At 43.5% G+C, this 13,837-nt stretch carries 14 protein-coding genes; all 14 read right to left on the bottom strand.

Features of this window, described 5'->3' with window-relative positions; genetic code table 11:
- Positions 1–646 precede the first annotated feature (646 nt).
- Positions 647–1,459 (bottom strand): sporulation transcription factor Spo0A, encoded by an 813-nt coding sequence (gene spo0A / locus AB4Z17_RS17925; protein WP_076266965.1) that lies wholly within the window; start codon positions 1,457–1,459, stop codon positions 647–649.
- A gap of 297 nt (positions 1,460–1,756) precedes the next feature.
- On the bottom strand, positions 1,757–3,085 hold the full coding sequence (spoIVB, locus tag AB4Z17_RS17920; protein WP_441961175.1) for a SpoIVB peptidase: 1,329 nt from the start codon (positions 3,083–3,085) through the stop codon (positions 1,757–1,759).
- 123 nt (positions 3,086–3,208) lie between these two features.
- Positions 3,209–4,921, bottom strand: coding sequence for a DNA repair protein RecN (gene recN / locus AB4Z17_RS17915; RefSeq protein WP_441961173.1), 1,713 nt, complete (start codon positions 4,919–4,921; stop codon positions 3,209–3,211).
- A gap of 16 nt (positions 4,922–4,937) precedes the next feature.
- Positions 4,938–5,390: a transcriptional regulator AhrC/ArgR gene (ahrC, locus tag AB4Z17_RS17910; protein WP_076266962.1), complete on the bottom strand. Its 453-nt coding sequence runs from the start codon at positions 5,388–5,390 to the stop codon at positions 4,938–4,940.
- Positions 5,391–5,406: 16 nt separating this feature from the next.
- A complete protein-coding gene (locus AB4Z17_RS17905; RefSeq protein WP_441961172.1) occupies positions 5,407–5,874 on the bottom strand; it encodes a hypothetical protein in 468 nt (155 codons plus the stop codon).
- Positions 5,875–6,053: 179 nt separating this feature from the next.
- Positions 6,054–6,887 carry a TlyA family RNA methyltransferase gene (locus tag AB4Z17_RS17900; protein WP_441910399.1) on the bottom strand — a complete coding sequence of 278 codons (834 nt, stop codon included), beginning with the start codon at positions 6,885–6,887 and terminating at the stop codon, positions 6,054–6,056.
- A 16-nt stretch (positions 6,888–6,903) separates the two neighbouring features.
- On the bottom strand, positions 6,904–8,802 hold the full coding sequence (gene dxs, locus AB4Z17_RS17895) for a 1-deoxy-D-xylulose-5-phosphate synthase (RefSeq protein ID WP_441961170.1): 1,899 nt from the start codon (positions 8,800–8,802) through the stop codon (positions 6,904–6,906).
- A gap of 117 nt (positions 8,803–8,919) precedes the next feature.
- A complete protein-coding gene (locus tag AB4Z17_RS17890) occupies positions 8,920–9,834 on the bottom strand; it encodes a polyprenyl synthetase family protein (RefSeq protein ID WP_441910401.1) in 915 nt (304 codons plus the stop codon).
- Between the two features lie 2 nt (positions 9,835–9,836).
- Positions 9,837–10,091: an exodeoxyribonuclease VII small subunit gene (gene xseB, locus AB4Z17_RS17885; protein ID WP_076266958.1), complete on the bottom strand. Its 255-nt coding sequence runs from the start codon at positions 10,089–10,091 to the stop codon at positions 9,837–9,839.
- Positions 10,069–11,445 (bottom strand): exodeoxyribonuclease VII large subunit, encoded by a 1,377-nt coding sequence (gene xseA, locus AB4Z17_RS17880; protein WP_441910402.1) that lies wholly within the window; start codon positions 11,443–11,445, stop codon positions 10,069–10,071. The genes xseB and xseA overlap by 23 nt, the downstream gene beginning before the upstream one ends.
- Before the next feature lie 8 nt (positions 11,446–11,453).
- Entirely contained in the window at positions 11,454–12,314 is an 861-nt protein-coding gene (gene folD / locus AB4Z17_RS17875) for a bifunctional methylenetetrahydrofolate dehydrogenase/methenyltetrahydrofolate cyclohydrolase FolD (protein WP_076266956.1), read from the bottom strand.
- A gap of 50 nt (positions 12,315–12,364) precedes the next feature.
- On the bottom strand, positions 12,365–12,808 hold the full coding sequence (gene nusB / locus AB4Z17_RS17870) for a transcription antitermination factor NusB (protein WP_054024290.1): 444 nt from the start codon (positions 12,806–12,808) through the stop codon (positions 12,365–12,367).
- A 150-nt stretch (positions 12,809–12,958) separates the two neighbouring features.
- Complete coding sequence (locus tag AB4Z17_RS17865; protein ID WP_076266955.1) at positions 12,959–13,189, bottom strand: DUF2273 domain-containing protein; 231 nt, start codon at positions 13,187–13,189, stop codon at positions 12,959–12,961.
- Between the two features lie 14 nt (positions 13,190–13,203).
- Positions 13,204–13,761 (bottom strand): alkaline shock response membrane anchor protein AmaP, encoded by a 558-nt coding sequence (amaP, locus tag AB4Z17_RS17860; protein ID WP_076266954.1) that lies wholly within the window; start codon positions 13,759–13,761, stop codon positions 13,204–13,206.
- Positions 13,762–13,837 lie beyond the last annotated feature (76 nt).

The following is a 13,837-nucleotide window of genomic DNA, read 5'->3' as shown; positions in this document are numbered from 1 at the left end:
ATACATAATCAATTGCCAACCGTAACGAACCCCATAACCTTAAATGACTTCAATTCTTAATAAATAAAATGTAACGAACTCTAGTTACCTTATTTCTTTTATTTGGTCTCTTTTCTTGATCAAAAGTGACTAATAGCGTTGCTATGATTCGTTAGCATCTTTAAACATCTATTTCCGTAAACATAAGCTCTTTACGGTTCGTTAGAATCTACACGACGGGAAAACCTGACAGTTTGAGCCCAACTTACACAATAAATCCTTATTACTACGTCACTCACTTTACGATCACCAACATGCCAAAAACTAGTTTACTAAAACCTTTATAAATAATTTACGTATAATCTCCTTAACTGCATAAATCACATCATGTTCTATTCAGCTGTTTAAAATAACCCCTTAATATAAGATCATTCTTTAATACTCCAAATTATTAATATAATAACAATTTAATATTTATTATAAATTTTGTCATGTTGCCCCACAAAAAAATCCACTCCTCTTATGGGGTTTAAAGCCCAATAAAGCAGTGGATTCAAATCATATCGAATTTAAGATGACCTAGTTGAAAGGTATGAAGTCACACAATAACTAGATTATAGATAGTTAGGAACAACGAGTTTCCCTTTAACGATTCTCCCTTCTACATTCAGCTAACTTTATGCTCAATCCTCAGTTTATCAGCCACCATTGCGATGAACTCGCTATTAGTAGGCTTTGATTTGCTGATGTTGATCGTATAGCCAAACAGGTGAGAGATGCTGTCGATGTTGCCCCGTGTCCAAGCCACTTCAATGGCGTGGCGGATAGCGCGTTCAACGCGAGAAGGCGTTGTTTTGAATTTCTCAGCAATGGCAGGATAAAGAGTTTTTGTGATGGCACCAAGAATTTCGATATTGTTATAAACCATCGTAATCGCTTCACGCAAGTACTGGTAACCTTTAATATGAGCAGGTACTCCGATTTCATGAATGATGCTCGTAATGTTGGCATCGAGGTTTTTCCCTTTAGGGATAGGAACGACGTTGGATTTCATTGAAGAGGAGCTAGTTGTGAAGCTGCCCGTTGAAGAGTAAGTTGGGTTCCCAACAAGCTGACGAATACGATTAGCTAAAATATCCATGTCAAACGGCTTCAAAATATAATAGGAAGCACCAAGCTGTACCGCTTTTTGAGTAATGTTCTCTTGGCCAAAAGCAGTCAGCATAATGATCTTGGGCATAGGAGATAGGTTTATTTCTTTCAACCGTTCAAGCACACCTAGTCCATCCAAATGAGGCATAATAATATCAAGGATAAGCACATCAGGAACTTTTCTTGCTTCCTCCAGATGTCTTAAAACCTCTTCTCCATTATACGCGACTCCACTCACACTCATATCACTTTGTTCGGATATGTATTCCGATAACAAGTTAGTAAATTCCCGGTTGTCATCTGCTAATAATACTTCGATCTTATGCAAGTTGTGGTCCTCCCTTAAATGATATTGATGATTTCGCTCACTAGTTGTCTAATCTAAAGTTTTCGACATGTGGAGTTCAATTCCTTCTGTCGAAAATTATTTTTCTTTATTTTTTTACGGGGATTCGATATAATAAAAAATTTATTACATGTACCGATGATGTTCGTTCTTCTTCGACAAATTTCATTGCTCATTTACGCATTGACGCGGTTTTTAGATAAATGGATTTAATTAAAAATAACGCCCGCCAAAGCTGCTGTTCAGCTCAAGTGGGCGTTATTTTCTAATAGCAAGCCATTATGCAGCTTCGCCGATATGTCCGTTTGCCGACTTCAGCAGCACTCCTGCATCCTGCAGCATCCATTCGATAAAGCAGCCATATCCTGATGAGGGATCATTAACGAATACATGAGTGACAGCTCCAACTAATTTGCCATCTTGAATGATCGGACTACCCGACATCCCTTGAACAATGCCCCCGGTTTTGTTTAACAATCTTTTGTCCGTTATCTTAATAACCAAACCTTTTGTTGCTGGACCAGATTGCTTTGATACATGCACGATTTCAATATCAAAGCGCTCAACCTTCTGTCCATTCACAACAGTCAAAATTTGCGCTGGCCCTTCCTTAACATCTTCAGCAAATGCGACAGGAACAGATTTATCACTGTAACTGTGAGTAGGAACTTCATTCATTTTGCCGAAAATGCCAAACGGAGTGTTTCGCTCAACATTGCCTAATATTTTGCTTTCTTTCACAAAATGCGCTCTTTTTTCTCCCGGCTCGCCATTTTGGCTTTTGTTAATGGACGTAACGCTGGACTGTAAAATCTGGCCTTCGCCAACATCAATCGGAGTTTGTGTGTCCATATCCGTGATAACATGGCCTAATGCTCCATAAACACCCTGATCTGGGGCATAAAACGTTAATGTACCTACGCCGGCTGCTGAATCACGGATATATAAACCTAAACGCCATGCCTTATCTTCCGCATCAAAAACTGGATTTAAAAGCGTCTTGCCTAATTGCCCATCTCGCTTATAGGTTACCTCTAGCGGCTTCTTCTCATTGCCAGCCTTCTCACTTAGCTCCGCAATCCTGTTTACTTGATTAATGCTTGTACCATCAATCTTCACAATTAAATCGCCTAAACGCAGTCCTGCGGCCTCACCAGGTGATTGTTTCATGCCGTTGCTGCCAGCTACCTGATGATGTCCTACAACTAAAATGCCCGATGATTTAACTTTGACTCCAATCGTTTGACCGCCTGGAATGACACGGAGATCAGGTACAACATTAACCTTTACAGTCTTGAATGGAATTTTACCAAATAATTTCACTTTCATTTTCGTTTGACCGCTTTGACTCGACTGCAGTGACAGTGGTTCATTCAAATTTACGGATAAAGAATGACTGGTTGATCCGTTAATCTGAAGCATTTGAGGGTCGACCGTTACTTCAGCATGAACGGGCACTCCATATTGTAAACGTTTCAGTTGCCCGGAGAATAAACGAAGTTCATTCGGGATTGCGGCAAAATGTTGAAACGGGGTGGAGCTTCCGATCATGCAAATGAAGAAAACGAGAACCAGGCCAAACCATCGCTTCCTTTGACTGGAGTTCAATGATTTCACGCTCCCTGTATTTCCATCGCATGACGAAGAAGGATAAGTCGCCAATGGCGTACCTTTAAGTTACCCTCACCCGTTCGTTTTATGTCCACAAAAACATTCCCTAATTGGCTTCCATTACGCTCCTTTCTGTCTATGTGCCAAATCAAGCATTTCTTGTGCATGATTCCGTGTTTTTTCCGTTACTTCCACTCCGCCGAGCATACGTGCAAGCTCTTCGATACGAACAGCTTCAAGAAGTTCCGATACAGATGTAGATGTTCGCGAACCAATGACTTGTTTTCTTATTTCATAATGATGATCTGCCATGCAAGCAACCTGAGGTAAGTGGGTTATAGAGAATACTTGGCATTTCGATGCAAGCTGTGACATTTTCTCTGCGATAGCCTGAGCAGCACGTCCGCTAACGCCTGTATCCACTTCATCAAAAATAAGTACAGGAACTTGATCAATTTCTGCGAAAATGCTCTTAAGGGCAAGCATAATACGCGACATTTCTCCCCCAGAAGCAATCTTGCTTAACTGCTTCAACGGCTCTCCAGGATTTGTAGAGAGCATAAAGATCGCTTCATCCATACCATTGCTGTGCAAGCGAATCTGCTTTGTTTCACCCGCTCCTCCGACTGTCGTATCGATTTGCACACGAAACTTAGCCGCTGGCATTTGAAGCTGTCCTAGCTCATTCTCAATCGCTTCAGACAGCTTTGTCGCTGCATGCTCCCGAAGCTGCGACAATTCCTGTGCCAAAATCAGCGCTTGATCATAAAGCTTAATTTCCTCTGCTTTAAGCTCTTCAAGAAGTTGATCACGGTTCTCGATCTTGTCACGATCCACAATTGTCCTCTCTAAATAAGCAAGTATATCGGGTATTGTTTCCCCATATTTGCGCTTCATACTATTTATTAAATCAAGCCTGTCTTCAACCTGCGAGAGCTGATCAGGATCAGACTCAATGCCATCTCGATAATCACGAAGCTGGAATGCAGCATCTTCAGCTTGATAAAAGGCAGATTGAAGCTGTTCAAGAAGTGGATTTAGTTTCGCTGCATCATAAGTTTGAATATCTATCAGCTTAGCTACTGCTTTGCTAACCATATCAAGCCCTTTGCCTCMATACAAAAGCGAATAGGCCTCCGATACGGCGTCCATTCTCTTCCCTGCATACAATAGCTTGCGCCTCTGCTCTGTTAGAAGCTCATCTTCCAACGGCTTAAGCTGTGCATTCGTAATTTCTTCAATTTGAAAACGATATAAATCAAGCATTTGCACATTGTGTCTAGTCGAATTTTCCAGCTCGCGCAATGATGTTCTTGCCTGCTGCAGCTGTGAAAATATGGTCCGATATATTTGCTTCCGTTCAATTAGCAAGTCTCCAGCAAATAGATCTAGCCACTCTAAATGCTGTTCTGTTCGAAGGAGTGATTGATGCTCATGCTGACCATGAATATTGACAAGGCATTCGCCAATTTCCCTTAGCATCGTCATTGTAACGAGCTGCCCATTCACACGGCTGCTGCTCTTACCATTTGCAGACAGCTCTCTTCTTATTACTAACATCTCTTCACAGGATGCATGTACACCAAGCTTGTTCAGAACGATCCATACAGGATGATTTCGTGGAAGGTCAAATAAAGCTTCCATTTCAGCTTTATCACAACCATACCGTACCATGTCTGCGGAGCCTCTACCGCCGACCAGCAAGCTTAGCGCATCAATAAGAATCGATTTACCTGCTCCTGTCTCTCCTGTCAATACATGAAATCCATGATGAAATGTAACGTTTACTTCTTCAATTACCGCTAAATTCCTTATCGACAACTCACGCAGCATGGCTCTGACATCCTCCTTAGTTCAATAGCTCAAGTAATCGTTCTACTACTTCATTGCTTTGCTTCTTGGTTCTGCAAATCATCAAGATCGTATCATCACCGCAGATAGTACCCATTACTTCAGTCCACTCCATATTATCAACCAATGCACAAATGGTATTTGCTGTCCCTGGCAAACATTTCATAACAACAAGATTATCTGTAAAGTCAATATGTACAAAATGGTCAAGCAAAGCCCGCTTCAGTTTATGAATAGGATTTTGCTTCTGATGCTCTTGCGGAATGGAATACTTATATTTACCTTCACCTGCAGGCACTTTAATTAGCATTAATTCCTTCATATCGCGTGATACGGTCGCTTGCGTTACTTGCATACCTGTCGTACGAAGCGCTTCTACAAGCTCCTCTTGTGTTTCAATCACACTATTGCTAATAATTTCTTTGATTCGATATTGACGAAGCCCCTTCATAAAAAACCTCCATGAGTTATTGGTCTGCGATGTGAAACGTGACTTTGCGAATCAACTTCTCCCTTGCATCCACGAATAAAATTCCGTCGCATTCGGGCAAAAGCAGCGAATACACAAGCAAACGATCTCTTACACCGCTCGGCGACCAGTCGATTGGCATCCGGTCACGAGCAGTTTTCACTATATACGTGCAATTATTCTTCTCCGCAATATAATCAATGTATAACCGGCTTCCCTTTCCAAGCGGCACATCATCAAGCTTGATTGGAATCGGAACTAAATGTTTTCCTGAAGTTACTTCGTACCCAGCTTGCTCCAGCAACAATATATTTTCATCATCTACTGAAAGAGTACCGCCCTTGCCGAGCGTAAGCCGACTAACACTTGCAGGCTCATGCAGCCAGCGGTGAAACACTCTGAACAGCCACAATACAAACAAACATCCAGCGACCAGCATGATCGCCCAATCACCATAGGTTCCCATCAGCATCCCCCATTCGCAAATGGATTGTATACTTATTCGTTCGCTATGCTGGGGGCATTTTCCTGTTTATGTCGTTTGCCGAACGTTTGTTTGCTTTTCTATAGTTTAACAAATGGAACACTATGCTGTAAAGTAAAAAAGATGCCGGCAGTTATGACGCTGCCAGGCACCTTTCTCATTTATTTATTCGTTGTAAAGGTTTCATTTGCTTGTTTCACTAGCTCAGCTAATGCGTTGTCATCGGGTACAGCAGTATTTGGTTCAGCAGACCAATGCCAATAAGCTAAAAATTCAATATTGCCTTCTCCACCCGTAATTGGAGAGAAAGTAATATCCTGCAATGAAAAACCAATCTCAGCTGCTCCAGTCAAAACGGTTCGAAGCACATCTCTGTGCACGCCAGAGTCACGTACAACACCAGATTTACCTACTTTCTCACGCCCAGCCTCGAATTGCGGCTTAATTAAAGCTACAATACCGGAACCAACCGTTAATAACGTAGATAAAGCAGGCAATATATGTTTTAACGAAATAAAGGATACATCAATTGTTGCAAATGTTGGCGGTGGCCCAACTAAATCAGCTGGCTGCGTATAACGAAAATTAGTTCGCTCCATAACGTGAACGCGTTCATCTTGTCTTAGCGACCAATCAAGTTGGTTATATCCAACATCAATAGCATATACATATGATGCCCCATTTTGTAATGCACAGTCGGTAAAGCCACCGGTTGATGCACCGATGTCGAGCATAACGCGTTCGCGTAAATCAATATTAAACACTCGAATCGCTTTTTCCAGCTTTAGCCCGCCTCGGCTAACATAAGGATGAAGCGCGCCCTTTACCTTAATGTCTGCCGACCGTGCCACCTTCATACCGCTTTTGTCAACAGGCTCGTCATTTACTAGAACAAGACCCGCCATCAAAGCCGCTTTTGCCTTTTCTCTGCTTTCATAAAAGCCGCGCTCAACAAGCAATACGTCTATTCGTTCTTTAGCTGTTGTTGTTGTCATCTTTCACCCTCAGACGTTACTGTTTGCCAGTAACTCGTTTCATGCGCCTTGGCTGCATCGTTTTTAATTCAGTTGCAACTCTCTCAGCCGTTAATCCAATTTCTTTGCGTTGTTCTTTAATTGAGCCGTGTTCAACGAATACATCAGGTACACCAATGATCCGAATAGTTAAGCCGTAAATGCCTTTGAGTGAGAAGAACTCAAGAACAGAGCTGCCAAATCCGCCAAGCTCTGCATTTTCCTCAAGCACAATCATATGCCTGCCTTCTGCAGCAAACGATAATAGCATCTTTTCATCAAGCGGCTTAATAAACCGAGCATTTACTATTTGAACATTGATGCCTTCACGCTTGAGAAGTTCTGCAGCTTCTTCAGCAACCTGCAGCATCGGTCCAATGGCCATAATAACGGTGGAGTCGCCTTCGCGTACGGTTTCCCACTTGCCTATAGGCAATACTTGCGGATCTGCTTCCATCTCTACGCCTAATCCTGCAATTCGCGGATAACGAACAGCTATTGGGCCATCATTATATTCTACGGCGGTCTTGAGCATTCGTCTTAGCTCATTCTCATCCTTAGGCATCATAATGACCAAATTCGGTATATGTCTTAAGAATGAAATATCATAAACACCATGATGTGTTTCACCATCCGGGCCAACGAATCCAGCACGGTCTATGGCAAATATAACATTCAGGTTCTGACGGCAAATATCATGAACGACTTGATCATATGCTCGCTGCAAGAAAGTCGAATACACTGCAAACACAGGTTTCATGCCTTCAATCGCTAAAGCAGCAGACATGGTAGCTGCATGTTGTTCTGCAATGCCCACATCGATCATTCGATTCGGAAATCTTGCAGCGAATGGGAGCAAACCAGAACCGCCCGGCATTGCTGGAGTAACAGCAACGATGCGCTCATCCTTCTCAGCAAGCTCAATTAGCATCTGACCAAAAACGTCAGTATATACTGGCGGGCCAACTGCTTTGACTACTTGGCCTGATTCAATTTTGTATGGCGTGATGCCATGCCATTTGAACGAATCTGCTTCAGCAGGTGAATAACCTTTGCCTTTCACAGTCAATACATGGACTAAAACAGGTCCTGGCATTGCATCCGCTTGACGCATAATATCAATCACTTGCTCGATATCATGTCCGTCTACAGGACCCAGGTAAGTAAATCCAAATTGCTCGAATAAAATGCCGCTAACGAGCAAATATTTCAAGCTGTCTTTGAAACGTTCAGCCGTCTTAGCAAGCTTCCCGCCGATTGCCGGAATTTTGTTGAGCAGCTGTTGAAGCTCATCCTTAGCTTTATGATAATGACGATCTGTACGAATTTTCCCTAAATAGTGATGCAATGCACCCACATTTGGCGCAATGGACATCTCATTATCGTTCAAGACAACGATTAAGTTCTTGTTCTCGTGTCCGATATGATTAAGCGCTTCTAAGGCCATACCGCCAGTTAAAGCACCGTCGCCGATAACTGCAACTACACGATTGCTCTCACCCTTAAGATCACGAGCAAGCGCCATACCCATAGCGGCAGACAATGATGTACTGCTATGTCCAGCTTCCCAAACATCATGTTCGCTTTCTGAACGTTTGACGAAACCGCATAAACCTTTATATTGACGCAGTGTATCAAACCGATCCATACGACCGGTTAAAATTTTATGAACGTAGGATTGATGGCCTACATCAAAAATAAACTTATCTTCTGGACTATTAAATAAATAATGCATGGCTAGGGTCAGCTCAACGACTCCTAAGTTAGGAGCGAGATGACCACCCGTAACGGAAAGCTTCTCAATAAGGAACTGACGGATTTCAGCGGCCAGTTGCTCTAGCTGAGCGGTTGTCAAAGCTTTCAAATCTTGAGGTCCGTTAATCTGGTCAAGCAGCACGTTACTTTCCTCGCTTTCGCGGACAGCATTTATTGCTGTCCCATGTACATCTACATTTTTCCTATTATAGCATACCGAGCTTTTTTTCCCAACCAAAATGGAAAAAGCATCACATACTCAATGATCGCGCCCAACAAGATAATCTGCAATTTCAAGCAGTCGATCTGGAGCTATGAACTCCGCTTCCAGCACGGCAGACTTCGCTTCCTGGGTAAGCCGTTCAACTTGAGCTTTGCTTTCTTCTATTCCGATAAGGAACGGATAGGTTACTTTATTTTGCTGAACATCACTGTTCGTCTTCTTACCCAGCTTCTTCTCGTCCCCAATCAAATCCAAGATATCATCCTGAATTTGAAAAGCAAGACCGATGTTGCGTCCGTAAATCGCGAGCAGTTCTAGCTGCTTTTCTGTTGCTCCGCCAATTCGGCCGCCAGCCATAACCGAGAAGGCAATAAGATCACTTGTTTTATGAAGATGAATATACTCTAGTTCATGAATTGACGTAATGCCTTGCTCACCTAGCATATCGGCAACTTGACCGCCTACCATCCCAGGAGCTCCTGCTAATTTAGCCAAATCTTCGACAATGGCAAGCGCAACATCTGCTGCGACACCGCCTTGACGAGCTGCTTGTGGAATTAAATGAAAGGCGTGCGTCAGAAGCGCATCCCCGGCTAATATCGCCATTGCTTCACCAAAAACCTTGTGGTTGGTTGGCTTGCCTCTGCGGAAATCATCATCATCCATAGCTGGCAAATCATCATGCACTAACGAATAGGTGTGTATAAACTCTACGGCACAAGCAACGGGCATAGCAGCATTCAATGTTTCTGTCTTATTGAAAACAGCTTCTGCGGCTGCAATAACGAGTGCTGGTCTTAAGCGTTTCCCACCTGCTTCAAGGGAATAGAGCATTGCTTCCCTCAGACGAAGGGGAACATCCCATGAGCTTGGTAACGATTGTTTTAGCGAAGCTTCAATAAGCTCCGTGGTTTGCGATAAATATGCTTTTATTGCTGCCCTCTCGCTCAAGCTTATTCCCCTTTATTCTCGATTGCATCTGCAAACGTTTTTTTCTGGAAGCCTTGCTCTGTTTCAATCAATAGTTCGATTTTTTGCTCAACTTGCTCAAGTTTACCCCCGCAAAGCTGCGAAAGCTTCATTCCTTCCTGGAATAACTCAATCGCTGTCTCAAGAGGAACATCGCCATTCTCAAGCTTAGATACAATAGAATCTAGTCGTTCCATTGCTTGCTCAAATGTGAGCTCACTTTGATTCGTTGCTGCCATCCATTTGCTCTCCTCTCAATGAACCTACATGACAATCTAGCTGACCGTCTGCTACTTTCACCTTTACGATGTCGCCTACTTTCACATCGCGAATCGATTTGATTAATCGTTGCTCTTGCTCATCATACACAAGGCTGTAACCTCTAGACATAACTTTTAAAGGACTTAAGGCATCAAGCTGCTTCATAGAGGTATAAAGCTTGTTTTTCCTGTCTTTAACAGAATTATTCATAGCACTCTCTAGCTGCTTCGTCGCTGTCTGCCACCGTTTGGCAGCGAAAGCTACCCGCTCGCCAGGATGATGGGCAGAAAGTGTAGCTTGCTGCCTTGCCAATCTTATATGACTTCGTTCTGTAATACGTTTTGTTCGCTGAACAAGCTGCTCTGACAATCGATCGAGCCGTTCTGCCTGTTCAAGCAAATACCTGCGCGGATGCAAGAAAAAAGGTGAACGCCTTATGCGCTGCAGCTTCTCCTTCTCATCACTTACACGGTAACGAATTCCTTGTACTAGACGCTGCTGCTGGCGATTCAGCTGCTGCTTCAATTCGAAAATGCTCGGAACAGCGAGCTCTGCTGCAGCTGTAGGTGTGGCGGCTCGCAAATCAGCGACAAAATCAGCTATCGTGAAATCTGTTTCATGTCCTACCGCACTGATTATAGGAATCTGCGAGTTCGAAATGCTTCGAGCAACGGATTCTTCATTGAAAGCCCACAGCTCTTCTAATGATCCGCCGCCGCGCCCTACAATTAATACGTCGGCTTCGCCAAAACGGTTCATTGCTTCTATCGCTTTTACAATTGCAGGTGCTGCCCCAGTCCCTTGAACGAGCACAGGATAAACATATATCGGTATTAATGGGTAACGGCGCTGCAAAGTAATGATAATATCACGTACAGCTGCACCCGTTGGCGATGTGATAACTCCAATAGCCTTTGGAAAAAGAGGAATCGCCCGTTTGCGCGACTCTGCGAAGAGCCCTTCATTGCTCAGCTTGCTCTTAAGCTGTTCAAACGCAAGATACAAGCTCCCAATACCGTCAGGCTGCATCGAATTAACATAAAATTGATAATTGCCGTCGCGCTCATAAACCGTTATATTCCCTCTAGCAATTACCTTTGTACCTTCCTTAGGTATAAACGGAAGCCGCTGGTTATGGGATGCGAACATAATGGATTTGATCCGGCTGTCGCTATCTTTCAGCGTAAAATACATATGTCCGCTTGAATGATGTGTAAAATTGGAAATTTCACCGCGCAGCCAAATATCGCCAAGCAGTGTATCCGACTCCATTTTCATGCGAATATACCGATTAAGCTCTTTTATGGAATAAATTCGAGGCTGATCAGCCATGCCCGCCATCACTCCTTAATTCCGTTAGCCCTTTTTGCTGCTGTAATCGTATTTTTCATTAAGAGCGTAATCGTCATAGGACCAACTCCGCCTGGTACTGGTGTAATGAAGCCGGCTGTATCCAAACAATCGTCAAAATCAACATCACCCGCGAGCTTGCCGCTCTCCAAACGGTTAATGCCGACATCAATAACAATTGCCCCTGGCTTAACAAATTTACTGTCAATAGCTTTTGCCTTCCCGATTGCAACAACAAGAATATCTGCTTGTTTAGCGATTTCCTCCATGTTTGCGGTACGAGAATGACAGATGGTAACTGTAGCATTCTCACGAAGCAGCAGCATGGCAACAGGCTTGCCCACAATATTGCTTCTTCCGATAACAACGGCATGTTTCCCCGAAATGTCGACGCCGCTGCGCTTGATAAGCTCAATTACTCCTGCAGGTGTACAAGGCAGCAGGCTGTCGTCGCCAATAACCAAATTGCCAACACTTTCCGGATGGAAGCCGTCAACATCTTTTTCAACGGCAATCGCATCAATAACAGCCTTCTCGTTAATATGCTTTGGAAGAGGCAGTTGAACTAGAATCCCGTTGATCGTAGACTGATTGTTCAAACGTTCAATAACAGCAAGCAAATCCTCTTCACTTGTGTCTGCGTCTAAACGATGTACCTCTGAATAAAAACCAAGCTGCTGGCAAGCTTTTTCCTTAGAGCCAACGTAAACTTTTGAGGCAGGATCTTCGCCTACGAGTACGACTGCCAAACCTGGGATAATTCCCTTTTCTTTCAAGGCTGCAGTTTCCGTAATCATCTCCTCACGGATAAGGTCGGATATTTTCTTTCCTTCAATGATTTGTGCACACATAGCTCCAGTCTCCTTTTACATCGATGAATGTTTGATTAATTTCATATCCATTATGATTTTAATTCTTCGATTTCCAAAAGCAATTTTCCAAGTACGCCGTTTACAAACTTGCCGGATTCCTCTGTGCCAAAATGCTTGGCAAGCTCAATCGCTTCATTGATCGTTGCTTTCGGCGGAACATCATCGCGGAATACCATCTCATACGTAGCAAGCCTTAGAACCTGGCGATCTACGCGGGATAAACGATCAATATGCCAGCCTGTCAAAAATTGTTGAAGCATCCCGTCAATGGCTTGCTTATGCTCCATCACGCCAGCTACAATCTCACGTGCGAACGCATCTGTACTGCCTATCTCAGCAGGATCGGCACCCATTTCATTATCTAAACTCATTTCTTCCACAAGCATGTCCACTGCATCTGAAGCCGTAACTTCATTCATTTCCATCTGGTATAAGCTTGAAATCGCTATTTCTCGTGCTAATCTACGTTTCATGTGACCTCCGCGGCAGTTTCATGCCGATAAAATGGTTTTATTCTTGTAAACTCAATTGTTCAAGCCAATATTTCAAAAAAAACCTATGATCTCCTCCCTGCCCCGAATAAGCGGCTTTCCGAAATCCGGAGTACGGAGGAGACCACAGGATCATTTAAACGGTCGAAATCTTTCCAACAACGAATACCAAAGCCGCTGCCATGGAAAAATAGGTCCGTCGCTTGTTTCCTTTTGTAAGCCGATCCAATAACCGATTGAGACGAGCAGCCCTACAAAAAGCATGTCCCAAAAACCGACAAACAAATATAGCAATCCGAAAAACAGCCCTATCGCTGCGCCAATCATACGCTTCTGATAGATGTTCCAGAATTCCCTCCACATGAGCAAACTCACCTCTATTCCACGCGACTCTTAAATGTCCCCGTTTGAATGATGTTCGCAACATATACCGCAACGTTCGTTACGGGTATACCGGCAATATCCTCTACATGCTCTTTCACCGTACGTTGAATCTCTTCCGTAAGCACCGGTATGGAACTTTCTCCATCTACTACAGCGCGTATTACGATATCAAGTCCAGCATCCGTTGCCCGAATGCGAGCACGCAAGTCCTTAACGCCGCGCTGGCGCGATGCTGCTTTCAATGTCAAATTTTCAATGGTTTCAAGTGAGATGCGAATATCTCCGAAATCAGTTCTTTGATCAATTGACGGAGCTGTAGCTGATCCGCGATAAAGAGATACGACAAAAAACCTTAGGCTAAGAATGAATAGGATGACTCCGACAACTGCGAGCGTAATTTGAATGGAGTCGATACGATATAAATCGCCTATTAAATCGTTTAATAAATCTCGCGATATCCAGCCAAATCCTATGGATAGCAGAAAAACGGATAAACATCCAATCACGATGCTATACAAAAACAAAAGCAGCTTGTCCACGACCTTAATCATGCGTGGCGCCTCCTCCTGCCAAGCCGAATGAAAACCCCCTTGCGCCGAGCGGCATGCCCATTCACGAGGGGGTTGT

The sequence above is a fragment of the Paenibacillus sp. TAF43_2 genome (assembly GCF_052113545.1).
GTDB lineage: Bacteria > Bacillota > Bacilli > Paenibacillales > Paenibacillaceae > Pristimantibacillus.
The sequence above is the reverse complement of the archived record's forward strand: the minus strand, read 5'-3'. Positions and strand labels throughout refer to the sequence as shown.

Excerpts from the sequence above, each read along its gene's own strand:
- ahrC (WP_076266962.1), bottom strand. The coding sequence starts at position 5,390 with ATGAAGGGGCTTCGTCAATATCGAATCAAAGAAATTATTAGCAATAGT.
- AB4Z17_RS17905 (WP_441961172.1), bottom strand. The coding sequence starts at position 5,874 with ATGGGAACCTATGGTGATTGGGCGATCATGCTGGTCGCTGGATGTTTG.
- AB4Z17_RS17900 (WP_441910399.1), bottom strand. The coding sequence starts at position 6,887 with ATGACAACAACAACAGCTAAAGAACGAATAGACGTATTGCTTGTTGAG.
- xseB (WP_076266958.1), bottom strand. The coding sequence starts at position 10,091 with ATGGCAGCAACGAATCAAAGTGAGCTCACATTTGAGCAAGCAATGGAA.
- xseA (WP_441910402.1), bottom strand. The coding sequence starts at position 11,445 with ATGGCTGATCAGCCTCGAATTTATTCCATAAAAGAGCTTAATCGGTAT.
- folD (WP_076266956.1), bottom strand. The coding sequence starts at position 12,314 with ATGTGTGCACAAATCATTGAAGGAAAGAAAATATCCGACCTTATCCGT.
- nusB (WP_054024290.1), bottom strand. The coding sequence starts at position 12,808 with ATGAAACGTAGATTAGCACGAGAAATAGCGATTTCAAGCTTATACCAG.
- AB4Z17_RS17865 (WP_076266955.1), bottom strand. The coding sequence starts at position 13,189 with ATGTGGAGGGAATTCTGGAACATCTATCAGAAGCGTATGATTGGCGCA.
- amaP (WP_076266954.1), bottom strand. The coding sequence starts at position 13,761 with ATGATTAAGGTCGTGGACAAGCTGCTTTTGTTTTTGTATAGCATCGTG.